Raw genomic sequence first — 23991 nt, forward strand, 5'->3', positions numbered from 1 at the left:
TTGGGGGCTTCGCAGCTTTGTAAAATGCTCAAATAGTTTGTTTGGGGGCTTTGCAGCATTTGTAAAATGCTCAAATAGTTTGTGCCAATAGCCAGGCCTTAACAGGAGGGCAGTAGAGGTGGTGTTTAAAAAGTAAACCCCGGCGCGGGGCACCGGGGTTTGTTCAATTTGGTTCAGGGAGTTAGGGAATAATTAGTTAACTGAATTGATGAGTATTTCTAACTCCTTATAGGCCTCAACGGTGGCATTATTACTGCCTATTCGGGCATGGGCAAACATAAGGGAATACAGGTTTTGTAAATCCTCGGTGAGCTGCGGCGCCACCAGGCCGGCCGCACTAATTTCGGCTTGGCGGGCACTGTCTTCAATAATGGCGTTGCTGGCCGTTTTAAAACGGCTGTTGGCTGCTTCCATGAGTGGCAGCCAGCGCTGAATTGCTGGCAATGCATCAGCGGGCATCTTGAGTTTATTAATTTCATCCAGCAGGTTGTCGATGGCTGCTGTTTGTTCATTTAACGGAAAGCGGGTAATTCCGGTGTACTTACCGGCAATAGTGGCCAGCCTGGTCACCAGTTGAGCAGTTGCCTCCTCCTGGTGGTTGTAATAGGTTTCGGCTTTTATGCTCTGTAATAAGCCATAAGTAAACCGGTCGCGCTCCTGGTCGATTTCAGCTTTGGATATGCCGCTCGATTTATCCTTTTGCATGCCTTGCCTAAAGGTTTCCAGCGATGCTTTGGCTTTGTCAAGGGCTGTTTGTACTTCGGCTATGTTACCGCATATGCGGATAGATTGTTCGCCAACGGTCTGCAGTTCTTTGTTGCGCAGGCGTGGTAAGTTTAATAGTTCCATGTAAATAGGTTTTTGGTTAACTCCCTGAAGGGAAGTATTAAAGATATAAATAAATGAGCAATAGGCAATGTTTTGTTAAGAGGCAATTGGTAGTCAGTAAGGAGCACCGATCGCTTTGTTTTACAGCTGATGGCTTTTTCCTACCGGTCAAGTCCGGGCACTCAACTGTAAGTCCTCAACTTTTAACCGATCACCCAAAAAAGGCAGAAGGCACAGCAGAACTTCGTTAACCTGTGAAGTTGCAACTTCAGCGCTTAAATACGATGCACCAACAGGCTTTGCCGGGTAAAGTGGCATGGCGCAGTTTTTAAGCGGCTTGTGGCGATGGCATTTTTCTTTAAAAATAATGATGTACTTCACTATATTTGATTGTTTAAATAACCCTATGAAAAATTTACTGTTCATTTTCGTCTTTTGTCTGATTCTTGTTTTGCCGGGGTTCTCACAGCGTCCTAAAATTGGATTAACGCTTAGTGGGGGAGGTGCAAAAGGATTAGCCCATGTGGGAGTATTAAAAGCCATTGACCAGGCTGGTCTTAAAGTTGATTATATAACCGGCACCAGCATGGGCAGCATTATTGGAGCCATGTATGCCGTTGGTTATTCGGGCGAACAAATAGAACAAATTGCGGGCGCACTCAATTGGGAGAGGCTGCTAAGCGGAAAGCCTTTCTACTACGATGTAAGCCTTATGGATAAGCAAGAGTACGAGAATTATATTTTTTCTGCTCCGTTTCGTCACGGTAAACTGGTGTTAAGTACGGGGTTAATCGAATCGGAGGAAGTATGGCTGAAATTCTCAGAAATTTTTTTCCCGGTTTATGATACCAAGAATTTTTCTGACTTTGATATTCCTTTTAAATGCGTGGCCACCGATTTATCAACCGGTAAAGCAGTGGTATTGGATAAAGGAGAGATTGTGTTTGCGCTAAGAGCCAGTATGGCTTTGCCGGGTATTATTAAAGCGGTCCCCTATAATAATACCAAACTGGTGGATGGCGGTATTGTAAGAAACTTTCCGGTTAGCGACGTGAAAACCATGGGGGCTGATTATGTAATTGGGGTCAACCTTTATAGCGGGTTATCCGAAGCAGAGGAGTTAAATTCGGTACTGGATGTCATGTATCAGATCATCAATTACCGTGATGCCGAAGATTTGGTAAAAGAAAAACGACTATGCGACCTGATTATTGAGCCGCCTCTGGATGAATATAGCGCGGGTAGTTTTAACGACGTGCCAGCCATATTAGAGATTGGTAATGAAATTGGCGAAAAATACTATCCTTATTTTAAGCACCTGGCCGATTCCTTAAATGCGCTATACCCGGCCGAATACGTTTCAGATAACCGCCTGCCGGCATCTGAGCCTGTATGCATTGATAGTATTGTAGTAACTGGGTTGGAACAAATTTCAGAATCCATGTTTTTAGAAGATTTAGATTTAGCTGTGGGGCAGTGTTACCAAGCCCATCAGTTGAGCAAAATCTTTCGTGAAGCCTATTCCCGCTTAAATTACCAATATGTGTATTACGAAATAGAAGTTCTGAATAACGATCGTTGTGTTTTACATTGTAAAGTAAAGGAGAACCCGCCAAGTCAATTGAGTCTTGGATTATCGTATCATTCCTTTACCAATGCCGCACTTACCTTGGGGTATTCGTGGCGAAACCTTGTGTTTGATCGGTCATACAGTTTAGCAAAAGTCAATGTTAGCGAAAATTGGCGCATTCGTTTACTGCATAGGCAAATGTTTGGTAAACAATTAAACCATGGCATGGAAGCAGTAGTGGAATCTAATCGCTTGGATGTGCCCATTTATGATAATGATAAACAGCTGTATTTGTATAAAGGGGTATTTAGTTCTGCCAATCTGGGATATTTCTTTCAATTGAATACACACAACCGTGTTATGCTGGGGGGTGAATATTATAACGTTAATTTTAATCCGAGCATTTCTGAGGCATCAGTAAAAGGCTATTTAAACCGTGTAGAGCTCTATGCCTCCTATCTGCATAATTCACTTGACCGTCGTCATTTTCCAACCACCGGACGGAGGGCCAGCTTTAAAATGGGCTATGCCACTGCAAGAAAATATCATTACAGGGCCGATTATGGTGGGGTATTAACAGATAGCACATTCACCGAAAGCCACCCCTTAATTACCATTCAGTTTAACCACAGCGGATACCATGCTATCAGTTCGCGGTTATCGGTATTTGAGCAATTGCACCTGGGCTATATTGATAATGGCAATAAGACCATTTTTGAAGATTTTATAGTAGGCGGTATTCAGCCTCTGTTTGAATCCCATATACCCTTTGCAGGCGTGAACGATGCTCAGCTTCATTCCAATTCGGTGGCGTCAATCGGATTAGGGGCTCAATACAAGGTTTTCGGCGAAATATATACCTTGCTGAGGGGCAACGTGGGCTATTTTGGATTTAATAACCCAATAAAAGCAAATGCATTTGACAAAGCGACTTTATTAAGTGGTGCCGCTTTAAGTGTGGCTTATAACTCTTCGGCTTTGCCACTTGAATTTTCAGTTATGTATTCGCCCAAAATTAAAAAGGTTTACTCCCATGTAAATATTGGGTTTTATTTTTAATGCAAATCGTAAGCTCATCAATGGTCAATAAACAAATAAGGCAACAGGATTTTGTTGCTCAATAAAGCCTTGCAAAACCTTGAAGTACTCTGCCTGGCAGAAGCTAAAAAAAGGCAGAAAACAGATTACTATCAAAGTATTCGCTGTTTACTGCCCTTATGTTTGAATCGGGTGGATGTCCCGGTATTACTTTTTGGCTTCCGGGAAGGGCAGATTATCTGCCAAAGAGGCTCTGATTTCGCTTAATATGTACATTTCGATTTGATGAAATTGTAAAGCAGTTACCGGATTGATTGTTTTACTTATCTTTTTCACATAGCGCTCCAGCAGTTTATCGTTTTGCTTAATCAAGGCCAAAACCTTTTTTAGAAAATCGGCGGCTTCATCATTGCTCAGGCCTTCATAATTATCGCCGTAGGCAAGTAGCAGGTTCAAACGCTTTTTACCCAAATCTTTGCGGGCGGCTTCATAGTCATCGTACAATTTCCAGAAGGCCGCCTTCTGTGCCTCCTCCGGCTTAACAACTTCGCCTATTAAGGCCTTTTTTTCCATGCCAAAAATAGACTGGATATAATCAATTTCCTCTTTGGCCGATTGGGCCCACAGGGTAACACTAAACAGGGTCAGTGCTAGTACCAGGAATGTTGTTTTCATAATCAATTGTTTAAAGTTCATTATTTTGTATTAGTGGGCTTAATTGAATCATTGCTTCTGGTAGTTGGTATACTCATATATATCCTTAACGAGCACAGTTTTTCCCAGTGCTTTCACATCCATGTTAATTTCTTCCGTTGCCACCTGGTAGAGGTTCTCAGTCCGGTTGAAATTATAGTGAACAAGCATATAAAAAGTAGTAACATTAAAAGGTCTCATCTTTGTAGGTCTTTCATTGGTGTATTCTACTTTTTCAAGCAGTTTAGTGCGTTTATTAAAATAGGCTTTGCCCTTCATGTCTGCCAAATACTTAAAACGCCCTTTAGAACTGGTACTATCGTATTTAAAGTTGACTACCAGATAGTCGTTTCTGTCGCGTTCAATATCCCATGAGGCATCATCAATTTTGGCTTTAATCTCTTCTTCTTTAAAATTGTGGTTCTTATTAAACTCTTTCAGCTCTTTTGCTGAGGGCTCTTTCCCATTGTAGGTCAGCAGCGTCCAGCGCTCATCAAACTTTTGTGAGGGGTCGTACTTTGCCTCTTCAATAATGGTTACAGAATCGATACAAGAGCGTATTGTTGCATGAAAGGAATAATTGGCATTAACCTCCGCGCCTCCAATACTTTTGGCCAGTAAGTCCATCGGAAAGTGATAAGCCTTAAGTTGATTAAGAACTTTGTTTTCCTGAGCCACCGCTGATAGTGAAAGCAATGCAGCTAAACAATAGAAGAGTGTTTTCATGTTGTTGATGGTTACTTGTATGAGTGTGATTAATGTAACATGTATTTCTCAACTGCAGGCATCGCGTATAAGGGTTCAAGGGCCGAAGGTTCGGGCCAGTAAATGCGCGTTTGTAACGAGAAAGGTCCATCATGGGCCGGCAGCCAGTTATTTACCTTATCTGCTCCCGGGTGCTTCGTTTGGATATAAATATCCAGCGAGCCATCGTCGTTATACTTCAGGCCTTTGGTAGCACTGCTAATAATATAGCGATTGATTTCATTTTCGATGAGTAGTTGCTCAGGCAGTTTATACATGGTTAAGGACCAGAAAGCCTTGGCCGGAGGCAGTTCATCGGCATCAAAATGCAGAATATAGGCATGGTTGGAGCCATTCAGCTCTTCATTGTCTGCATCTAATGAGGTTTCCGGATAAAAGGCTTCTTCCAAATCATTTCCCCACAGGCCAAAGTAGGCAGCGGCGGCACGAGTGAGGTATTTTTCTTTCATGGCTTTGCGGGTCCCAAACACACCGGCTATCTGTTGCCAGCCATTTTTTCGTACGCCCAGTTTGGCCGATTCCTCGGTGAAGGCTTTGCGGCCGGCTTCAATGCCTTGCCTGATGGCTTCGATTATTTCGGGACTGTAGTCGTCTGCATGGAAGGCTTTGCCGGGCTGGATGCCTATTCTGGCAAAGCGCTTAAACAGTACTTGCTCTGAGGGGTGAATCTGACCGGTGGCCATCAAGGCATTCAAATAGCCAATAAAATGCTCGTCTTTTATATGCGCTGGATTGTAAGGGGGAATTGCCGGGTTTTCGGGGATAACGGTTGTTTCAACCATCCCCAGGTAGGCGTTGAGCGACTGAATTGTGTAGTGACTCATCACGGCTTGCGCATTCTCAATATCATCCGGCCCAAACACCTGGGTTCGCCCCAGCGCCAGCAGATAGTTGCCTTCCGATCGGATCACCTTATTAATTCCGTCCGGTGTTTCGCCCTCCCAGTTGGGCCCTGCAAACATGTAGGCACCGGCTTTGCTGCCCGTTTTTCGCGACCCAATGTAGTCAATGTTGTGGGTGTACATATCAATAATTTGGAAGGAGTAGTAGCGGCCACCGGTAATGGCGGGTACCGATAGAATTTGTGGCTGAGCCGATAAGTCGAGCCAAACGGCTGAGTAGAACGTGTCGTTGTTGGGCCTGACAATGATGGTGTCTTTGGGGCCATTCAATTCAGAATTGTTGGTGAGCACATTAAATGGCGCCATATAAGCGCCTGATTCAGGATACATGGCCATGGCGAACATCATCTTGTAATGCTCCAGCATGGGGTAGGCGTAGATGTAGGCTTCTTTGGCTATCTGCCGCGCTTCAGCGGGAGTTAATTCTTTTTGTTTTTGGCTGCATGCGGTTGCAAACAGTAACAGTCCAAGTACACTTAGTTGTAATATCTTTTTCATATTTACAAGGTTTAGTAAGTCATTCGGGTTCATCAGTTATCTTTTGAAAAAATGCTTTTGGGAAGAAGAATCTGCGCCTGCAAACGCCATTGCCATTCCGGGCCAAAGTCGGGCCTTACCACATTGTAATAGAGTTGAGTCTGCAGGTTTAAGGGGAGTTTGCCCCCCAGCATAACCAGCCGGCCTCCTCCGGCGCCCAGGGGCACAATCCAGCGGTCCTCGCCCTTCTGTGTCCAGTCTGCCGTGATGATGGGGGCACTGTTGACATACCAGCCATCGCCCAATTGCTTTACCACAAATAAATTGCAGAGCATGTGATTCACCTTGTCCGCCTGCGAGTCGCCGGCAAACGACCAGGCATTGTTCATCAGTAGGCCAAAGGTCCAGTCTTTGGGTTGTATAAGCGCCACCACCGAAGGACCGGCACTCCATTTTTCGGTGCCCCGCTTATCGCCTCCGGTGGGGAGTTCCAGCACGGGACCAATGCCCAGTGTCAGACCCGGTATTTCGGGCACATAAAAGGCTGTAAAAATAATGTCGCTGAGGCCAGAGGCCAGCTTCCCGCTTTCCTGGCTGAAATCAGGAATGCGCACCAGAGGGAAAATAGTGCGGGTAATGATTTTCCCATCCGCAAAAGGAATGACTGGCTGAATGTTGAGCACATTGACATTCCGGTTGTGAGGACCATTATTCATATTCAGGTTATTCTGAAATGGGAAGCTCATCAGGTTGGCAATGGGGTTGGCTGCCGCAGTGGATAGCTCATCCTGCGATTCCTGAGCATTCAGGTGGCAGATAGCTATCAAACACCATACGAAAAGGGCTGTTTTTTTCATCGCTGTAAACCTTAATTGTTTAATACGATAGGCGGATTTACCCAATTGCCTGCCAAAGCTTCGGCTTTTGGGCCATACAAACGCAACACACAATAGAATGGGCCGTCGGGGGCGGGCAGCCAGTTGGCCTCCAGTTGCTTACCCGGCGATTCTTTCTGTATGTACAGGGTTAAAGAGCCGTCCGCAGCATAGCTAAAGTCCGGTGCCATTGCTGAGTTAAGCAGGTAGCGGTCTAAAGGGTTGTCCACTAAAAGTTGAGTACGTCCATCGTACATGGTGAGCGACCAAAAGGCTTTCACCGGTGGCAACTCCTCTTTTTTAAAGGTGAGGGTGTATTTGTTTTCAGCAGCATTAAAGGGGACGCCCGGTGCTTCCATCAGGTAAGTGGGGTAGATGGCTTCGTGCCCCGAATTGCCATACAGCCCCAGGTGAGCGGCTGCTGCTCTGAGTACATATAAGTTATCGTGCGGGTAATTTTCTTCGGCACTTTGGGCAAGGTACTGGCGGGTGCCAAATATTTTTGCGCTGGCCAGCGGGTCGCTGCTTATTTTTTTAATAAAGCTTTCTATTTCGGCAAATCCGGCTTTCATCCCGGCCTTGATAGAGTCCTGTATGGCTGCATCGAAAGCGTTGAGGTTAAAGCCTTGTTCGGTGCCAATTCCCAGTTTGGCAAAACGGGCGAGCACTGCTTTTTCTTCATCCACTGGTGTCAGCATGTTAAGCAGCTGGTCTAAATAGGTAAAAGAGGCCACAGTGAACTGGTCGCCTTCGTGCCAGGCCGTAAAGTTCTCGGCATGGTTTGTCGGGGCGGTTTTTTCGCCCAGGTATTCGCTCAGTGTTTCCAGCTTATACGCTCCCTGAATGGTTTGTACCTGTTCCAGATCGTTCTCATCCATTAGCTGGGTGCGCACAATCATAAAAAACAAATCGGTTTCGCAAGGGATTACCTCGCTAATGCCCTCCGGCTTATCACCGCTCCAGGAGGCCGGGGTAATCAGGTACTGGCCGGCATTGTTACCGGTTGTTAATGAGCCGATGTAGGCAAAGTTATGCGTGTATAGATCAATGAGCTGGAGCGAGTAATAGCGCTCCGGATCCATGTCGGGTACCGATATCACCAGCGGTTCGTTACGAATATCGCACCAGACCATGCAATAGGGCGTATCCGAGTTAGGGGTAACAATGGCTTTATCTTCCGGGGTATAAAGGCGGGCATCGCAAGCCAGCTCGTTGAATGCGCCCTTGAACTCCTTCGAATTGGTGTTGAGTGTGTAGACATAGAGGGTTTTGTAGTTCATCACCATTGGAAAGCCGTAGATATAGGCTTCTTTGGCAATTTCTTTAGCTTCCTGTGGCGTTAATGTTGGCTGCTTTGTGCAGCTGCAGAAAATACAACAGCTTAGAATGGTTAATAATACATGGGTTTTCATAGTAAAACAGATTTTGGGCGTGTTATTTGGGTGTTGATTAATTCATAGGATTACCGATATCGGAGATGCTTTCATCTTTTTCAGAACTTTTGATCGTTGGTCAGCTATTTTGCAGCTATCTGTGAAATGTCCCGTCTCTTCTCAAAGTTACCAACATCAGCGCCAGAAAACTAGACAAGGGTGTCAGTGGCCGTTCGGCTCAATTCAGTAATGTGTGCCTTGTCAGCTTTTCAGTGCCACTAGCTCCTCAGACTGCACACACAGGCCTAGTGTGTACTGCATTATCTCTAAGGCCAGTTGGCACATAGATTCGGCACTTATGTTGTTAAAACTTAGCCGGGCATACCAGGCATCGGTTAAGGTGGCATAGAACTCGGTGATTTCATGATCGGGCAGCTTGGTTTTAAAATGCTCTTTTATGTGTGGCAGGAGGATGCGAATCGATGAATTATTGATGCTTTGGTACAGAGCGGCGAAGCCTTCCAGCTGGTTGTTTTTGAGTAGCTGCTGATGAAACTGCACACTACCCTTGTACTGAAACATGATGGTATACAAATCGGGAATCAGCCTGCTTACCTGTTTTTTTAAATCAGATTGAAAGTCATTCGCTATTTGCAAATGCAAATCCAATAGCTCTTCAATCAAATGATTCTTATCGCTGAAATGGTAATAAAGGGTTGCGCGCGGCAGACTGGTCTTTTCAGCCAGTGCTTTGAGGCTAAAATGGGGCCCGTAAAGCGCAAATTCGTTGTAGGCGGCAAGAAGCCATCTATGGTATGTGTGGCTTTTCAGTTTCACAGAGATTTGGCGGTTAAAATAAGGCTGCCTTATCTGCTACGGTAACGCCAAATAAAACAGCCACAACAATATAGGGCTGTTTATTCTAAAACGCCAGAAAATGAGTTGATTAATGTGAAGTAAACGGCTTGTCGGGCGCTGTGCTTACAAATTGTTGGTCGGACAGCTCGCTTATTTCTTTAGTTCCTCTCTCAAGTACTTTGCCGTGTAGCTTTTTTTGCTCTTAGCCACCTGTTCGGGTGTACCTGCACAAAGGAGTTGCCCTCCAAAGCGTCCGCCATCCGGTCCAATGTCGATCACGTGGTCGGCTACCTTTATCACATCCAGGTTGTGCTCAATCACCACCACGGTATTGCCTTTAGCCACCAGGCGGTGCAGCACATCGAGCAGTACCCTGATGTCCTCAAAATGCAGGCCGGTAGTAGGCTCATCCAGTATGTACATGGTTTGGCCGGTATCGCGTTTGGCCAGTTCAGCCGCCAGCTTGACGCGCTGACTCTCACCGCCCGACAGGGTGGTGGATGGCTGCCCCAGGGTGATGTAGCCCAGTCCAACGTCTTGCAGCGTTTTTAGGATCTTCGATAGCTTGGGGATGTGTTGGAAGAATTCAACCGACTGGTTGATGGTCATGTCCAGCACGTCGCTAATGGATTTGCCTTTGTAGCGCACCTCGCAGGTTTCGCGGTTGTAACGGCGGCCTCCACAGTCAGGACATTCCACCATCACATCGGGCAAAAAGTTCATTTCAATCACTTGTACACCACCACCTTTGCAGGTTTCGCAGCGTCCGCCGGCAACATTAAAAGAGAAACGACCGGGCTTGTAGGCGCGTATTTTCGATTCGGGCAGTTCGGCAAACAGTTTTCTTATCTCATCAAATATCTTGGTGTAGGTAGCCGGGTTCGAACGCGGGGTGCGCCCCAGTGGTTTCTGATCCACATCCACTACCTTATCCAGGTGCTCCAGGCCTTCCACTGCTTTAAACGGCAAGGGATCTTTTACCGACTTATAAAAGTGCTGGTTGAGAATGGGGTAGAGGGTTTCGTTGATGAGCGTGGATTTACCACTGCCCGAAACGCCTGTTACACAAATGAGCTGGCCCAGCGGGAAATTCACATTCACTCCCTGCAGGTTATGGCCGCGGGCTCCTTTTATGGTTAGCATTTTACCACTGCCCTGACGGCGCTCCTTAGGAATTGCTATTCTTTTTTTGCCGGTCAGGTAGTCGGCGGTTAGTGAGTTGCTTTTCAATAGCTGTTTGGGCGTGCCATGGGCCACCACTTCGCCTCCATGGCGTCCGGCATGCGGGCCCATGTCTACCACGTAGTCGGCAGCCATCATCATGTCGTGGTCGTGCTCCACCACCAGCACGCTGTTCCCCGTATCGCGCAGCTGACACAGGGAGTTGATCAGGCGGTGGTTATCGCGCTGATGCAGGCCAATACTGGGCTCGTCGAGGATGTAGAGCACATTAACCAGTTGCGAGCCAATTTGTGTGGCCAAACGAATGCGCTGACTTTCACCCCCTGAAAGCGTCATGGCGCTGCGGTTGAGCGACAGGTACTCCAGGCCAACATTCATCAGGAAACCTAAGCGGTTGCGGATTTCTTTCAGCACTTCGTAACCAATGGCTTTTTGCTTATCGGTCATGCGTTCTTCGAGTCCCTGAAACCATTCGTGCAGCAGTCCCAGGTCCATCTCGGCCAGTTCGGCAATGTTTTTATTGTCTATCTTAAAATGCAGCGCTTCCTTGTTGAGGCGTTGCCCGCCACACTCGGTACACTGGGTGTTTTTGATAAACTGGTTGGCCCATTTTCGGGCTTTCATAGAGGTGTCGTTATCCTGCTGTTCCAGTATGTATTTGATAACGCCCTCGAAACTCAAATAGTAGTTGGATGAGGAGCCCAGAGGCGTATTCTTGAGCGTAAGCGGTTCGCTTGAGCCGTGCAGAATAATGTCCTGTGCTTCTTCGGGAATATTTTTGATAGGCGTATTAACGGTAAATCCGTATTTATCGCCAATGGCTTCAATTTGCCAGAATATGAGGCTGTTTTTGTATTTGCCAAGGGGGGCAATACCTCCTTTTTTGATGGTCAGATTGGCGTCGGGCACTATCTTATCAAAATCCACTTCATCAACCGTGCCCAGGCCTTTACATTTCGGACAGGCTCCCTGAGGCGAGTTGAAGGAGAAGGAGTGAGGCGCCGGCTCGTTATACGACAGCCCGGTGCTGGGGCACATTAGCTGACGGCTGTAAAACCGCTGCTCATCCGTGTCTTTATCAATCAGCATCATAATGCCTTTGCCGTGCTGCATGGCCAGGCGAATGCTTTCCTTCAGCCGCTTGGTGTCTTTGCTCGAAACAGCAAAGCGATCCACCACCATCTCAATAAAGTGTGTTTTGTAGCGATCGACTTTTAGGCCATGCACCACCTCCTGAATCTCGCCATCGATGCGCACATGCAAAAAGCCCTTTTTTCTGATTTGTTCAAACAGCTCTTTATAGTGGCCTTTACGTCCTTTTACCAGAGGGGCTGCAATGTATACTTTCCGCCCTTCAAACTGCTCCAGTATCAATTGCTGAATCTGCTCATCGGTGTATTTCACCATTTTTTCACCCGTGTGATAGGAATAGGCTTCGCCGGCACGGGCATAAAATAAGCGCAGGAAATCGTATATCTCGGTGATGGTACCTACTGTGGAGCGTGGATTTTTGCCGGTGGTTTTCTGCTCAATGGAAATGACCGGGCTCAGGCCGGTTATCTTATCCACATCGGGCCGTTCCATGTTGCCTAAAAACTGCCGGGCATAGGCCGAAAAGGTTTCGATGTATCGACGTTGTCCCTCAGCATAAATGGTGTCAAAGGCCAGCGATGACTTGCCACTGCCACTTAAACCGGTTACTACCACCAGTTTATTACGTGGAATACTGACATCGATGTTTTGAAGGTTATGGACGCGGGCGCCGTAGACATCTATTTGCTCAGTTTCGTCAATCTGCTCAATAGCGGGTACTGTTGTTTCTTTCACTTTCATCAACTTAAAGAACACACAAAGATAGTTATTAGTTCGAACAAGGCGTGACAAGTGACTGGCTTTAGCTCTTTAAAGCCACCCTCTATAATGGGCAGTCGGTTACTTCACCTCGGTGCTATCTGTTACCGCTTTCTTGGGTGCGTCGATAAATTGTTTAGAGGTGAGGGGCAACTGAATCGAATAGGTTTTTCGGCTGCTATTGGTTAAATGCGCTTCACGTAACCAGGGATTCAGATTTTTTAGTTCTTTGTAGCTGGTGCCATACTCTTGGGCAAAATCCGCAAAGTTGGCCACCGGTGTGTTCACATCGATGTTAATGGTTTCAATAACCGGATACTTGTCTTCTGGATTTACAAAGAACCCGTATTTTTCAGGGCTGGAAAGTATTTCTTTGGCAGCCAGAATACGGAATACATACCGACCGGTTTCTTCCCCCAGCAGCAAATCGTAGTAGCTTTCTGTTTTTTGGCGGGCCAGCTGTCTGTTCACTCCAGCTCTTCCTGCGTTATAGGCCGCTGCAGCCAATGTCCAGCTGCCATAGTGGTCATGCATCTTTTTGATGTACTTGCAGGCCGCAAGGGTTGATTTTTCAATGTGATAGCGCTCGTCAATTTCAGGGTTGACTTCCAAGCCATATTCGCGGGCAGTGGCGCGCATAAACTGCCACAGGCCAACGGCTCCGGCCGGTGATATGGCTCGTGGCATAAACCCGCTTTCAATCAGCGATAAGTATTTAAAATCATCAGGCACGCCCTGTTCGGCCAATATAGGCTCAATAATAGGGAAATAGCGGTTCGCCCTTTTGATAAAGAGAATCGTTTGCGATTGCCAGTAGGTATTTACCAACAGTTCGCGATCAAAGCTCTCCTTTATGTCATAACGTTGAACGGGTACCTCCTCGCCGGCAAAATTTAGTGAGGCGGGTATGTCTAGCGCCGAAATTGCATAGGTACTTTCTGTTGTTTCTGCCTTTTTAGTTGAAACAGATGCTGGTTCAGACGATTGAATAAACACTTGAGAAACCAACACTATTGCAATAATTGCTGCAGATACCGATAATAGTTTTGTAAAGAAATTTGTTTTCATAGCCACTCCCATTTTCAACATTTAACGCAAAGGACACCAAAAGTAATTTTTCGGTTAAACAAACCAAAAAACGTGCCGCATTACTTATCAACACTACGAATTTTTGTACATGTGTAGCAGGTAAACATACTACGCTGTGAGATTAAAAATGTTTGGTTCCCAGTATAAAAAAGTTTGTGAGCGACGTTTTGGATTTGATGGTTGAGCAGGCCTTACAGCAAAAATACGCCGATGAAGCCTATCTTCACCGATTCAGGAGCCCCAGTTCAACAAGCTTTAGCGAAGAGTCTGATAGTGAAAGATTTTAAGGTCTTTTGTTGCCTGAATCGCGCACAAACAGCTATTTATTACATGATTTTTATCTGTGTTTTTAAATGCTAAAGACTATGTAGGAAAGGTGATTGACAAGGGGTGCTTCTGCTTGTGAATGGTTAATATATTAACTACTTTAATGCCATAATTCTCACTGATTATGGATAATTATCATGTAGATATTGAGTTGCTCGTAAGTGCGTCACTGGAGCCCGTTGTGGCTTTTGAAAAACCAGGCTATGAGGCTACCTTGCTAAATGACAAGGCACTAGCCTTGTTTAAGTATGAAGCGTCCGACCAATATTTTCTTCGTGATTTTTGTTCAAGAGCGGATAAGTTCAATGAGCAATCGGCCATCAAGCTGTTTGAAGAGCTTTTGCCCGGAGTGCCTCGCATTGTTGACTGGCCCGTACGATTAGGTCATATTAAATGGTTGTCGGCACATATTCAGCTGGTAGAGTCGGGCGAGCAGGAGTTTGTGGTGGTTATTTACAGGGATAATACCTACTCCAAAGAGAACCTCCTTAAGCTGGATAACATGATTGCTTACCGGGAGATGCTGGATCGTCTTTTGGCCTATAACATCAACATTAACGTGAACGAAATTCCATTGATTATTGATCAATCACTGGAAATGGTGGGCAATTATTTTGGCTGCGATCGCAGTTATGTGTTTGAATACAGTGAGGATTTAAGGTTCAAAAATAACATCAACGAGTGGTGTGCCCCTGGAGTGGAGCCTTATATCGACCAGCTACAAAATTTACCAATTAGCTCATTTCCCTATTTGAAAAAGATGTTGCTGAATATGGAAGTGGTGTGTGTGGATGATATCGCCTACCTGCCTCAGGATGCCTATGAAGAGCGGGAGGAGTTTGCAAAAGAAGGAATTCAGTCAATTTTGTTAATTCCTTTTAGTGAAGGGGACCGGCCAATTGGGTTTATCGGATTAGACCATGTTAATTCACAAAAAAACTGGTCGAAAAGCGAAGTGTCTAACTTAAAGCTGCTGGCACGCACCTTTGCCAATTTTTTGGTGCGTGTGAGAAGTGAACGGCAAATAGAGGCGCAGCGTCATATGTATCAAACTCTTTTTGAAGCCGCCAACGATGGTATTCTTATTTTCAAAAACGGGGTTTGTATTGATGGCAACAGCAAAGCAATGGGAGAGATGCGCTGTGACCTAAAATATTTGATAAGCAAGACACTGGTTGAGCTGTCGGCGGTGCAGCAGCCCGATGGCAAGTCGCCAACCTATGCGAACGTTTATTTTGGTGAAGCTGAAAATGGGTTTGCACAGAGTTTTGATTGGCGTTTAAGGCGGCCAGATGGCAGTGAGCTGGATGCCAGCATAAGTTTGAATAGCAGCAGGCAGGGAAGTGACCGGCTGGTTATTGCTATTTTTAGAGATGTGAGTGCCTATAAACAAACGGTTGATTCATTGGTGATTCACCAGCAACAGCTTCAGAAAGAGATTGATGTCATTGTCAACCCGGTTGAAGATGTCAGCCAACTTGAGCTGCTGCATGTATTTGAGTTGGAGCAATTACAAAAAATGCAGGATGCCTTTTCGTTTGCTACCGGTATTTCATCTTTAATTACCGATGCAGAAGGGAAACCCATCACCAATATGTCATTTTCCAATAAAGTATGCAGCCGGGTACGGTCAATACCCAAAGGCATGGAAATGTGCATGCATAGCAGTAAGTTGTTGGGCAATAAGGCTAAGGAGCTGAAGCGACCAGTCTCCAGTCCCTGCTTATCATGTGGCTTTATTGATGCGGCGGCGCCCATTATTGTCGATGGAACCCATATTGGCAACTGGTTGATAGGACAAGTAAGGCCCGAGGACCTGGATGCGCAGCACCTGCTTAACTACACCCGCTCTCTGGGTTTGGATGATGAGGACATATTAGCCGAGTTTAAGGAGCTCATTAAAATGACCCCGGAACACTTTCAGCGAATTCTCAACCTCCTCAATGTGCTTTCCATTGAGCTATCGGCCCTGGGCTATAAAAATTTGAAGCTTGCAAAAACAGTGCATAAGCATGTTAATTTAGAGAAAGAGCTGCGGGCAGCAAAGCAAAGCGCCGAAGAGAGCGATCGTTTAAAGTCGGCATTTCTGGCCAACTTGTCGCACGAGATACGTACCCCCATGAATGGCATTGTTGGGTTTTCCGAGTTATTACAGTACGAAGGCCTCACACCCGATGACAGGCGGGAATATGTTCGCCTGATTCATCAGAGTTCGAGTCAGTTGCTCAGTATTATTAACGACATAATCGATATTTCAAAAATTGAATCGGGACAAATTGATGTTCGTCCGGGGTATACTGATTTGGTGCGTCTGGGCGACGATTTGCATGCTTTCTTTATTGATGCAGCGACCGTTAAGAGCATAGACTTGCTGTTTGAACACGATAATCACAGTGAAATAGAGGTATTTACTGATGAGATTAAGTTGCGGCAGGTGCTCACCAATCTCATCTCTAACGCCATCAAGTTTACCACTTCCGGATGTGTGAGGTATGGCTTTAAAAAGCTTGAAAGCGGAGGTATTGAGGTGTATGTGCACGACTCGGGGGTTGGTATTGAAGCAGAAAACCTGGAGCTTATTTTTGAGCGCTTTTGGCAAGCTAAAGATACCGATATCAAGAGAGGCGGAACCGGTTTAGGCTTAGCTATTACCAAGGCATATGTCGAGTTACTGGGCGGGCACATCAAAGTAGAGTCCGAACGGGATAAGGGAACGCGCTTTAGTTTTGTAATACCAAAAGAATTGAAATAAAACCAGCGTTCTAAAAATTTTCCATCGAACACAGGCTGGTGTTTATAGCTACTAACCGTTTTTAGAAACTAAAGAAATACCCCAGGCTAACCAGCCCTTTGTGCCCAAAGCCTAACTGACCTGTCAGTCCATTGGTTTTTCCCCACGTAAATGATAATAGCTCAAGGTGGGCAAAAGCATCTATTTTACTGCTTTTCTCTTCCTGAAACTCAAAAGTTGTAATTGTTGTATTGTGCAGTAGTACCAAGCTGATGGCACTTCCTAGCTTGAATTGATCGTTGTTGATGTAGTGATAGATTAGTTGGGGGCCAAAAGAAAAATAGCGGTACTTCTGGCTGCTAGTATATGTAATGTCGATGATGTTGTTATGGTTGGGGTAGGGCGGTTGATAACTTCCAGTTCTCTTATCCTCATATGATGCGGTTTCATAGCTGGCGCTTAAGCCAATTTTTATGCGCTCATTGATGTGTCTGTAATAGTCCAGGGTGAAAGCACCTGAGTAGCTGCTTTTATCGTTATCGTGGGAGTGCAGCCATTCCTTGTCCATCTTTAAGAACTGAACAGGGGAGTAGCTGAGTTTAAAGGTATTTTTTTGTGCATTTAAGTTCAATGCAAGTAATAATAAGGTGTAGGTAAGTAAGGTTCTCATAAAGCAAGTGTTAGTTTGTTAAAAATAGCATTTTTTTTGGATATGCTTTGTGAGTAATGAGCTATCTGTCAGGGTTTTTGTATAAAAAAAAGAGAAGCTCCTAACGAACTTCTCTTTCATATGCTGAATATACTTCTTATTATACAATACCGGCAAAGCCCATAAATGCCAATGCCAACAGGCCAGCTACCACCAAAGCAATTGGTGTGCCTTTCATGCCTTTTGGAATGTCCATCAGGTCCAGCTGCTCGCGGATACCGGCAAATGTTATCAGGGCTAACCCAAATCCAATGGCATTAGCTATGGCAAACACTACCGATTCAACAATATTAAAGTCCTTTTGAATGGTCATAATCGCCACACCTAATATCGCACAGTTGGTGGTAATCAGTGGTAAGAATACGCCCAGTGCCTGATATAAAGGCGGACTCACTTTCTTCAAAATAATTTCAACCAGCTGCACCAATGAGGCAATCACCAGAATGAATGAGATGGTTTGCAGATAGCCAACGCCAAAGGGCTCTAAAACGGCTTTTTGCAAGAAGAAAGTTACAATGGTGGCAATCACCATTACGAAGGTCACTGCACCAGTCATGCCAATTCCTGTCGAAATCTTTTTTGAAACCCCCAGAAATGGACAAATTCCTAAAAACTGGCTCAGTACAATGTTGTTAACAAAGATGGCCGAAATAACAATTAATACATATTCCATAATTTATGCCTCCTTTTTAACCTGGTTAATAAATGCGATAAGATAGCCTAAGGCAATAAAAGCACCTGGAGCCAGTACGAATACTAACATACCGTAGTCTTCCGGGTAGATAATGGTGCCAAATAGCTTTCCACTTCCCAGTAGTTCGCGCACCGAACCCAGAATGGTTAAGGCCATAGCAAATCCCAGTCCCATGCCCAAGCCATCAACTACAGATGATCCCAGATTGTTTTTAGATGCAAATGCTTCAGCTCGTCCTAAAACCAAACAGTTTACCACAATAAGCGGGATAAATAGTCCCAATGAGTCAAACAGGGCAGGAACGTAGGCCTGCATCGTCATTTCTACAATGGTTACAAAGGTGGCAATTACTACAATAAATGAAGGAATGCGCACTTTATCTGGTATAAACCCTTTAATGAGTGCCACTACCAGGTTCGACATCACCAATACAAATGTGGTGGCCAGTCCCATCCCCAGTCCATCAATGGCTGATGAGGTTACCCCCAGGGTTGGACACATCCCTAACAGAAGCGTAAATACCGCATTCTCTTTAAAAAATCCTTTTGAAAAATTCTTCCACTGATTCATCGTGTACCTCCTTCCTCGCTTGAGGTATTAGCAGCAGCCGGCTGGCTACCCGTGTTTTTCGTATAGGTTTCGTAGGCTACGCGTACTGCGTCCAAAAAGGCGCGAGAACTGATAGTTGCAGCCGTAATGGCATCTACTTCACCACCGTCTTTACTAACCGTCAGGTTGTTGTTTTCGGGATGCTTGCCTAAGATATTTTGGTTGCCCTTATCGGATTTAAACCAATCATCCATTTTGGTACCCAATCCAGGTGTTTCTTTGTGTTCCAGCACCTGGTAGTTAATGAGCGTACCATCTGGCTTTAAGCCAACCATTATTTTGATGTTCCCTCCAAAGCCTTTATTGGTCATTGATTCGATCGCAACGCCAATTAGTTCACCATCTTTTTTGGCGGGAAAAAGTTTTAATTTAAACCCTTCTTCTGATGTTAATTCATACATCTCGTCGCCCGGATTATTGGTAAAGCCCGGCACAACTTCTTTAATAGCCGCCTGTTGTTTGGCTGCTTTTGCTGCTTCAATTGGTCCTTTGGTGAGCTCATACATAAAGCCCAACGATGCCCCTGCCACGCCTGTGATGACCAGCAGGGTTAAAACCATATTTTTAAGCGTTGATTCTGTTTTTGCCATGATTATAGGTTTTCCTGCATTAAGCTTTAGCTGGTTTTACAACTTCGCCAAAGCGTTTTGGTTTCACATATTTATCAATGAGTGGTACAAACCCGTTCATGATTAGGATGGCAAAGGATACACCTTCGGGGTAAGCCCCGAAAACACGAATTACCACCGTAATCACCCCGATGCCAATGCCGTATATAATCATTCCTTTATTGGCCATTGGTGAACTTACATAGTCGGTAGCCATAAAAATAGCGCCAAGCATAACCCCACCGGTTAGTAAATGGAAAAGCGGTCCGGCATAGAGTTCTGGGTTAACCAGGTGAAGAATACCTGTGAATACAGCTATTGAGCCTAACACGGCAACAGGAATGTGCCAGGTTATGATTTTGCGAACCAGCATAAACAGCAGACCAATCAATAGTGCTGCGGCGGCAATCTCGCCAGCCGAACCACCTGAGTTTCCAAAGAACAGGTCGGTATAGCTAGGCAGCTTGGCCATTAATGCACTGACCGACTCGCCGTTGGCCAAACCTTCTTTCATAACCGAAAGGGGCGTAGCGCCGGTGGCAGCATCCAGATAATGGGCCTGCGATTCGATCGGCTTTGGCCACAATGTCATTTGTACAGGAAAGGAGATAAGCAGGAATACACGTCCAACCAATGCCGGGTTAAACGGGTTATTACCCAATCCGCCAAACGACATTTTACCAATTCCTATGGCCACTAAACTACCAATGATGATGATCCATATCGGCAGGTTACTTGGCATGTTAAATGCTAATAATAACCCTGTTAAAGCGGCCGATCCATCCAGAATGGTGGACTCGTTTTTTAACAGGAACTTTTGAATAGCCCACTCAAAAAAGACACACGACACCACAGCAGTTATTGTTACGATGGCGGCACCCAGACCAAAATAGTAGAGGGAGGCTGCCAGTGCCGGAACGAGGGCGATGATCACCCCATACATGTTTTTCTTCACAGAGTCGCCACTGTGCACATGCGGGGATGGTGATACGGTTAACCTATTCATATGTATTTAATTTTCTTATTTCAGTTTTTGTCTGTATCGTCAAACGACCAATATTAAATGCAAAAGCTGATGCCTCAAGGCTGTCAGCTCATAGCTATTTTGTTCGGCTGCGCATGATTTGTCCAACCTTACCTTTACCAAGGCGTATGTAATCCAGTAAAGGACGACTGGCCGGACAAGTGAAGCTACATGAACCACACTCGATGCAATCCATTATCTTTTCTTCTTCAGCCCGCTCCCAAATAGCCTTGTCGGATACGGTCATTAACAAATATGGTGAAAGCCCCATTGGACAAACAGACACACACTTTGAACAGCGAATACAAGCTTCTGTTTTTCCTCGTTTGGCAATCTCATTCGGCATAATCAAAATACCCGAGCTACCTTTTGTGATTGGTACTTCAATAGATGAAAGTGCTTTTCCCATCATCGGGCCACCGCCAATTACTTTCCCTGTATCTTCAGGAAGTCCGCCTGCAGCATCAATCAGCTGGTTAAGCGGAGTACCCACGCGAGCCAGGAAGTTGGACGGTTTTGAAACCGATTTACCGGTTACCGTTACTACACGCTCAAATAATGGCTTATTCTTTTGTACGGCTTCGTAAACCGCAAGGGTTGTGCCCACGTTTTGAACCACGGCACCTACTTCAATCGGCAGTTTGCCCGATGGTATCTGGCGGCCAATGCAGGCGTCGATTAGCTGTTTTTCACCACCTTGTGGGTATTGTACTTTCAGTGGTTGAATGGTGATGCCTGGATATTTGCCAGCTAGCTCAGTCATGTGCTTAATGGCATCGGGTTTATTGTTTTCAATACCAATGATGGCCTTATCCACTTTAAGCGCTTTCATTAGGATCTGTGTACCTACCATAATTTCATCACCTTTTTCCATCATTAGCTGATGGTCGGCAGTTAGGTAAGGCTCACATTCAACCCCGTTTAAAATCAATACCTCGCAGGTTTTGCCCGGAGGAACTGAAAGTTTTACATGAGCCGGGAAGGTAGCACCGCCAAGTCCTACAATACCCGCTTCACCCACTTTCCTAATGATTTCTTCTGGTGTAGCTGTTATTTCAGTTTTTAAATCTTCAGAACGGTCAATGCTTTCATCCCATTCATCCCCATCTGTTTTGATGATGATGGCTTTGCGTTTGTAGCCACTGGCATCTAAAATTTCATCAATTTTAAATACTTTACCCGAAACAGGTGAATGGATATTGGCCGAAACAAAACCGGTTGATTTAGCAATTAACTGACCCACTTTGACTTCATCGCCTTTAGCAACTACTGGCTCTGAAGGTGCTCCAATATGTTGGGCAATAGGAACCGAAACTTGCTCGGGAACGGGCAAGACCTCAATCTTTTGTCCGGCTGAGAATTTATTTTCCGCCGGGTGAACCCCTCCTAATGAGAATGTTTTTAACACGATTGGTCCTCCTATTTTATAATGTTTTTATTAATGTTCTCTATCTCTTATTCTGCTGATTCAGCAACTGGTTTTTCCACCTTTGGTTTTGGCGGTGGGAAATTCACCATGTGAATAGCATTGGTTGGACACTCGGCCACGCACTTACGGCATAACTTACATTTGTTGTAATCGATGTAAGCCAGGTTGTTTTCAACCGTAATGGCATCGAAAGGACAGATTTTCTGACATTTCTTACATGCAATACATGCTACCGAGCAAGCTTTTTTGGCTGGAGCTCCTTTGTCGGTGTTTACACACGATACGAAGATGCGGCGACTCTTTGGCCCTTTCTTACGCAGCTCGATAATGTTTTTCGGACAGGCATCCACACAAGCCCCACAGGATACGCAGTTATCTTCAATGATTACTGGCAGGCCGGTTTTTTCATCCATGTACATGGCATTAAAAGCACACGCATCCACGCATTCGCCCAGGCCTAAACAGCCGTTTGAGCAGCCCGTTTCACCGCCATAAAGCGACGAAGCAATTGTACATGAGGTAGCTCCATCATATTCGGTGATGCGCGGACGGTTTTCACACGTCCCATTACAGCGTACAACAGCGACCATCGGATCAGCTGCTGCTACCACTTTACCAAGAATAGCTGCTGCAGCACTCATCGTGTCAGCTCCACCAACCGGACAGTTCAGGTCTGAAATATCATCCGATTTGACCATGGCTTCGGCAAAGGCCCGGCAACCGGGATAGCCACAACCACCGCAATTGGCAGCCGGCAATACTTCTTCCACCTGGTCAATGCGGGGATCTTCAAACACTTTAAACTTCTGCGCTACAAAATAGAGGATGATAGCGGCCAACGACCCTAACACACCTAACGAGATTATAGTTATCAGAACAACATTCATATTAGTTGATTTGATGTTTTATTGAAAATGAAAAAGTTTTTTTGAGTTTGTCTTTCAGCAGATAGATAACCGTGTAGTAGGGAATCAGGGCTGCCAGTGCCAGACCGCCGGCAAGCAATTCATCACTGCTCGCATAAAATGTGGTGACCAGCACGGCTAGAATTAGCATGATTGGATAGACGTAAGCCAATAATACCGCTTTGGGAGCTAACGACTTCTTACCGAGGATCATCACTTTTTGTCCAACCTGAATGTCTGTTTCGGGTTGGTATACATCAATGATCTTATCCTGTAAGTCAGCTGCTGTGCAAGAACCTTTGGCATGACATGATGCACATGCCGATTCATTCACAATTCTGACTCTGGTGAGCTGTGGCGTAACCTCTGTTACAATGCCCTCGTGTTCTATGTAATCTAAATCTGCCATAAACGTAGGGTCACAAATGTAACGAAGTAATGGAATTGTTGTAACTGAGGTAGGATATTTGTATTTAGAATGAATTAAAATAAGAGGCGCTACTTACAGGTAATTAGCTCTCGGTTAGTTATATTGCTCTGCTGTGTGTGCAAGTGATTGTGACTAAAAGAATTATAAAGAAAAATATCTGTAATTTATTCTGTGAAATCCTCTTCCAATTTGGGGGCCTTCCTCTTTAATTCGAGCGTTACCAGGTAGGCACAGTGGTCCGAAACAATGGTGTCAGCTATCACTTCGCTTTTTACAAGTGTCCACCTGTCTGCAGGTTGGCTCATTATATAATCAATTTTAATACGTGGTGCATCTGACGGGTAGGTTGGGGCAGGGTGTGCCGGGTTGTAACTGGGCGTCCAAAGCTGCTCTAATGACGCAATGGGCTCACTGCCGGGTACATCGTTTAAGTCGCCCGCTAAGATTGCGGGGTATTTAAGGGCTTTACTCATTGCCAGCAAATGGTCTGCTTGTTGTTGCCTGGAAATGGCATCGGCCTCATGCGACAGATGGGTTGCAATAAAGGACAGGGTATCACTGGTAGGCAAAACCGTTGTAATGCAAAGTGCGGTTCGGGGCTCATTGCCCTCCTTAAACGGCAACGGGGTGTTTTTGGATGCAATAATGCTGTGTTTGGTAAGAAGGCCAACTCCATACTCGCCGCCATCGAAATACATGGCCCGGCCAAAGAGTGGAATCAACTTTGTTCGCCAGCCCAGCTCCGTTGATAAATCATAGTGGTGGGCTCTGTTTGTTTTGTAATCGACTTCCTGCAAGGCAACAAAATCAGGGTTGGCATCGGCTATTACTTTAGCAATGGCATCCAGATCAAATGTATTTTGTGTGGTAGCTCCATGAAGAATATTGAGCGTAAGTACTTTAATGCTTATAGTTTCTTTACCTGTTTGGGCGGTGGTTGCTAAAACAGAACCTATAAATAGCGTGATTCCCAGTACTACATTTTTCATGAGGTATTTATTTTGAAGTAAGACTGCACGAAAGT

General features: G+C 45.3%; 20 protein-coding genes. 2 read left to right on the plus strand and 18 right to left on the minus strand.

From position 1 onward, the window contains the following. Nucleotides 1–192 precede the first annotated feature (192 nt). Entirely contained in the window at nt 193–849 is a 657-nt protein-coding gene (locus ACSX1H_RS05090) for a DUF6261 family protein (protein WP_439182665.1), read from the minus strand. Between the two features lie 385 nt (nt 850–1234). Here ACSX1H_RS05090 and ACSX1H_RS05095 point away from each other — a divergent pair, with 385 nt between their 5' ends. Next, nucleotides 1235–3457 carry a patatin-like phospholipase family protein gene (locus ACSX1H_RS05095; protein ID WP_439182667.1) on the plus strand — a complete coding sequence of 741 codons (2223 nt, stop codon included), beginning with the start codon at nt 1235–1237 and terminating at the stop codon, nt 3455–3457. A gap of 186 nt (nt 3458–3643) precedes the next feature. Here ACSX1H_RS05095 and ACSX1H_RS05100 read toward each other — a convergent pair whose 3' ends face one another. The 8 genes from ACSX1H_RS05100 to ACSX1H_RS05135 form a co-directional block, all read right to left on the minus strand. After that, nucleotides 3644–4111 (minus strand): hypothetical protein, encoded by a 468-nt coding sequence (locus ACSX1H_RS05100; protein ID WP_439182668.1) that lies wholly within the window; start codon nt 4109–4111, stop codon nt 3644–3646. A gap of 48 nt (nt 4112–4159) precedes the next feature. Continuing rightward, nucleotides 4160–4855 carry a hypothetical protein gene (locus tag ACSX1H_RS05105; RefSeq protein ID WP_439182669.1) on the minus strand — a complete coding sequence of 232 codons (696 nt, stop codon included), beginning with the start codon at nt 4853–4855 and terminating at the stop codon, nt 4160–4162. Between the two features lie 29 nt (nt 4856–4884). Beyond that, nucleotides 4885–6294: a DUF1254 domain-containing protein gene (locus ACSX1H_RS05110; protein WP_439182670.1), complete on the minus strand. Its 1410-nt coding sequence runs from the start codon at nt 6292–6294 to the stop codon at nt 4885–4887. 32 nt (nt 6295–6326) lie between these two features. Further along, nucleotides 6327–7130 carry a hypothetical protein gene (locus ACSX1H_RS05115; RefSeq protein ID WP_439182672.1) on the minus strand — a complete coding sequence of 268 codons (804 nt, stop codon included), beginning with the start codon at nt 7128–7130 and terminating at the stop codon, nt 6327–6329. Between the two features lie 11 nt (nt 7131–7141). Further along, the gene (locus ACSX1H_RS05120; RefSeq protein WP_439182673.1) at nt 7142–8560 is read right to left on the minus strand and encodes a DUF1254 domain-containing protein; all 1419 of its coding nucleotides are present in this window, start codon (nt 8558–8560) and stop codon (nt 7142–7144) included. A 222-nt stretch (nt 8561–8782) separates the two neighbouring features. Next, complete coding sequence (locus ACSX1H_RS05125) at nt 8783–9358, minus strand: TetR/AcrR family transcriptional regulator (RefSeq protein WP_439182675.1); 576 nt, start codon at nt 9356–9358, stop codon at nt 8783–8785. Nucleotides 9359–9529: 171 nt separating this feature from the next. Continuing rightward, nucleotides 9530–12388 carry an excinuclease ABC subunit UvrA gene (gene uvrA / locus ACSX1H_RS05130; RefSeq protein ID WP_439182677.1) on the minus strand — a complete coding sequence of 953 codons (2859 nt, stop codon included), beginning with the start codon at nt 12386–12388 and terminating at the stop codon, nt 9530–9532. A gap of 105 nt (nt 12389–12493) precedes the next feature. Next, entirely contained in the window at nt 12494–13480 is a 987-nt protein-coding gene (locus ACSX1H_RS05135; protein ID WP_439182678.1) for a lytic transglycosylase domain-containing protein, read from the minus strand. A gap of 472 nt (nt 13481–13952) precedes the next feature. On the opposite strand from ACSX1H_RS05135, the gene ACSX1H_RS05140 reads away from it, so the two are divergent. Further along, nucleotides 13953–16580, plus strand: coding sequence for a PocR ligand-binding domain-containing protein (locus tag ACSX1H_RS05140; protein WP_439182679.1), 2628 nt, complete (start codon nt 13953–13955; stop codon nt 16578–16580). A gap of 61 nt (nt 16581–16641) precedes the next feature. Here ACSX1H_RS05140 and ACSX1H_RS05145 read toward each other — a convergent pair whose 3' ends face one another. From ACSX1H_RS05145 to ACSX1H_RS05185, 9 genes are all read right to left on the minus strand, one after another. Next, a complete protein-coding gene (locus ACSX1H_RS05145) occupies nt 16642–17229 on the minus strand; it encodes a hypothetical protein (RefSeq protein WP_439182680.1) in 588 nt (195 codons plus the stop codon). Nucleotides 17230–17368: 139 nt separating this feature from the next. After that, complete coding sequence (rsxA, locus tag ACSX1H_RS05150) at nt 17369–17941, minus strand: electron transport complex subunit RsxA (RefSeq protein WP_212193127.1); 573 nt, start codon at nt 17939–17941, stop codon at nt 17369–17371. Between the two features lie 3 nt (nt 17942–17944). After that, nucleotides 17945–18532 (minus strand): RnfABCDGE type electron transport complex subunit E, encoded by a 588-nt coding sequence (locus ACSX1H_RS05155; protein WP_439182683.1) that lies wholly within the window; start codon nt 18530–18532, stop codon nt 17945–17947. Then, nucleotides 18529–19161, minus strand: coding sequence for an RnfABCDGE type electron transport complex subunit G (locus ACSX1H_RS05160; RefSeq protein WP_439182685.1), 633 nt, complete (start codon nt 19159–19161; stop codon nt 18529–18531). The genes ACSX1H_RS05155 and ACSX1H_RS05160 overlap by 4 nt, the downstream gene beginning before the upstream one ends. Before the next feature lie 19 nt (nt 19162–19180). Further along, nucleotides 19181–20185, minus strand: coding sequence for an RnfABCDGE type electron transport complex subunit D (locus ACSX1H_RS05165; RefSeq protein ID WP_439182687.1), 1005 nt, complete (start codon nt 20183–20185; stop codon nt 19181–19183). Nucleotides 20186–20279: 94 nt separating this feature from the next. Continuing rightward, complete coding sequence (gene rsxC, locus ACSX1H_RS05170; protein ID WP_439182688.1) at nt 20280–21611, minus strand: electron transport complex subunit RsxC; 1332 nt, start codon at nt 21609–21611, stop codon at nt 20280–20282. Between the two features lie 47 nt (nt 21612–21658). After that, entirely contained in the window at nt 21659–22519 is an 861-nt protein-coding gene (locus ACSX1H_RS05175) for a Fe-S cluster domain-containing protein (RefSeq protein ID WP_439182690.1), read from the minus strand. Nucleotide 22520: 1 nt separating this feature from the next. Next, the gene (locus ACSX1H_RS05180) at nt 22521–22946 is read right to left on the minus strand and encodes a SoxR reducing system RseC family protein (protein ID WP_439182693.1); all 426 of its coding nucleotides are present in this window, start codon (nt 22944–22946) and stop codon (nt 22521–22523) included. A 185-nt stretch (nt 22947–23131) separates the two neighbouring features. Continuing rightward, entirely contained in the window at nt 23132–23956 is an 825-nt protein-coding gene (locus ACSX1H_RS05185; protein ID WP_439182694.1) for an endonuclease/exonuclease/phosphatase family protein, read from the minus strand. Nucleotides 23957–23991: the final 35 nt, after the last annotated feature.

The organism is Carboxylicivirga taeanensis (assembly GCF_051851475.1).
Classification (GTDB): Bacteria; Bacteroidota; Bacteroidia; order Bacteroidales; family Marinilabiliaceae; genus Carboxylicivirga; species Carboxylicivirga taeanensis.

Excerpts from the sequence above, each read along its gene's own strand:
- ACSX1H_RS05095 (WP_439182667.1), top strand. The coding sequence starts at position 1,235 with ATGAAAAATTTACTGTTCATTTTCGTCTTTTGTCTGATTCTTGTTTTG.
- ACSX1H_RS05135 (WP_439182678.1), bottom strand. The coding sequence starts at position 13,480 with ATGAAAACAAATTTCTTTACAAAACTATTATCGGTATCTGCAGCAATT.
- ACSX1H_RS05175 (WP_439182690.1), bottom strand. The coding sequence starts at position 22,519 with ATGAATGTTGTTCTGATAACTATAATCTCGTTAGGTGTGTTAGGGTCG.
- ACSX1H_RS05155 (WP_439182683.1), bottom strand. The coding sequence starts at position 18,532 with ATGAATCAGTGGAAGAATTTTTCAAAAGGATTTTTTAAAGAGAATGCG.
- ACSX1H_RS05140 (WP_439182679.1), top strand. The coding sequence starts at position 13,953 with ATGGATAATTATCATGTAGATATTGAGTTGCTCGTAAGTGCGTCACTG.
- rsxA (WP_212193127.1), bottom strand. The coding sequence starts at position 17,941 with ATGGAATATGTATTAATTGTTATTTCGGCCATCTTTGTTAACAACATT.
- ACSX1H_RS05185 (WP_439182694.1), bottom strand. The coding sequence starts at position 23,956 with ATGAAAAATGTAGTACTGGGAATCACGCTATTTATAGGTTCTGTTTTA.
- ACSX1H_RS05115 (WP_439182672.1), bottom strand. The coding sequence starts at position 7,130 with ATGAAAAAAACAGCCCTTTTCGTATGGTGTTTGATAGCTATCTGCCAC.
- ACSX1H_RS05120 (WP_439182673.1), bottom strand. The coding sequence starts at position 8,560 with ATGAAAACCCATGTATTATTAACCATTCTAAGCTGTTGTATTTTCTGC.
- ACSX1H_RS05110 (WP_439182670.1), bottom strand. The coding sequence starts at position 6,294 with ATGAAAAAGATATTACAACTAAGTGTACTTGGACTGTTACTGTTTGCA.
- ACSX1H_RS05160 (WP_439182685.1), bottom strand. The coding sequence starts at position 19,161 with ATGGCAAAAACAGAATCAACGCTTAAAAATATGGTTTTAACCCTGCTG.
- ACSX1H_RS05105 (WP_439182669.1), bottom strand. The coding sequence starts at position 4,855 with ATGAAAACACTCTTCTATTGTTTAGCTGCATTGCTTTCACTATCAGCG.
- ACSX1H_RS05180 (WP_439182693.1), bottom strand. The coding sequence starts at position 22,946 with ATGGCAGATTTAGATTACATAGAACACGAGGGCATTGTAACAGAGGTT.
- ACSX1H_RS05145 (WP_439182680.1), bottom strand. The coding sequence starts at position 17,229 with ATGAGAACCTTACTTACCTACACCTTATTATTACTTGCATTGAACTTA.
- ACSX1H_RS05100 (WP_439182668.1), bottom strand. The coding sequence starts at position 4,111 with ATGAAAACAACATTCCTGGTACTAGCACTGACCCTGTTTAGTGTTACC.
- ACSX1H_RS05090 (WP_439182665.1), bottom strand. The coding sequence starts at position 849 with ATGGAACTATTAAACTTACCACGCCTGCGCAACAAAGAACTGCAGACC.
- ACSX1H_RS05165 (WP_439182687.1), bottom strand. The coding sequence starts at position 20,185 with ATGAATAGGTTAACCGTATCACCATCCCCGCATGTGCACAGTGGCGAC.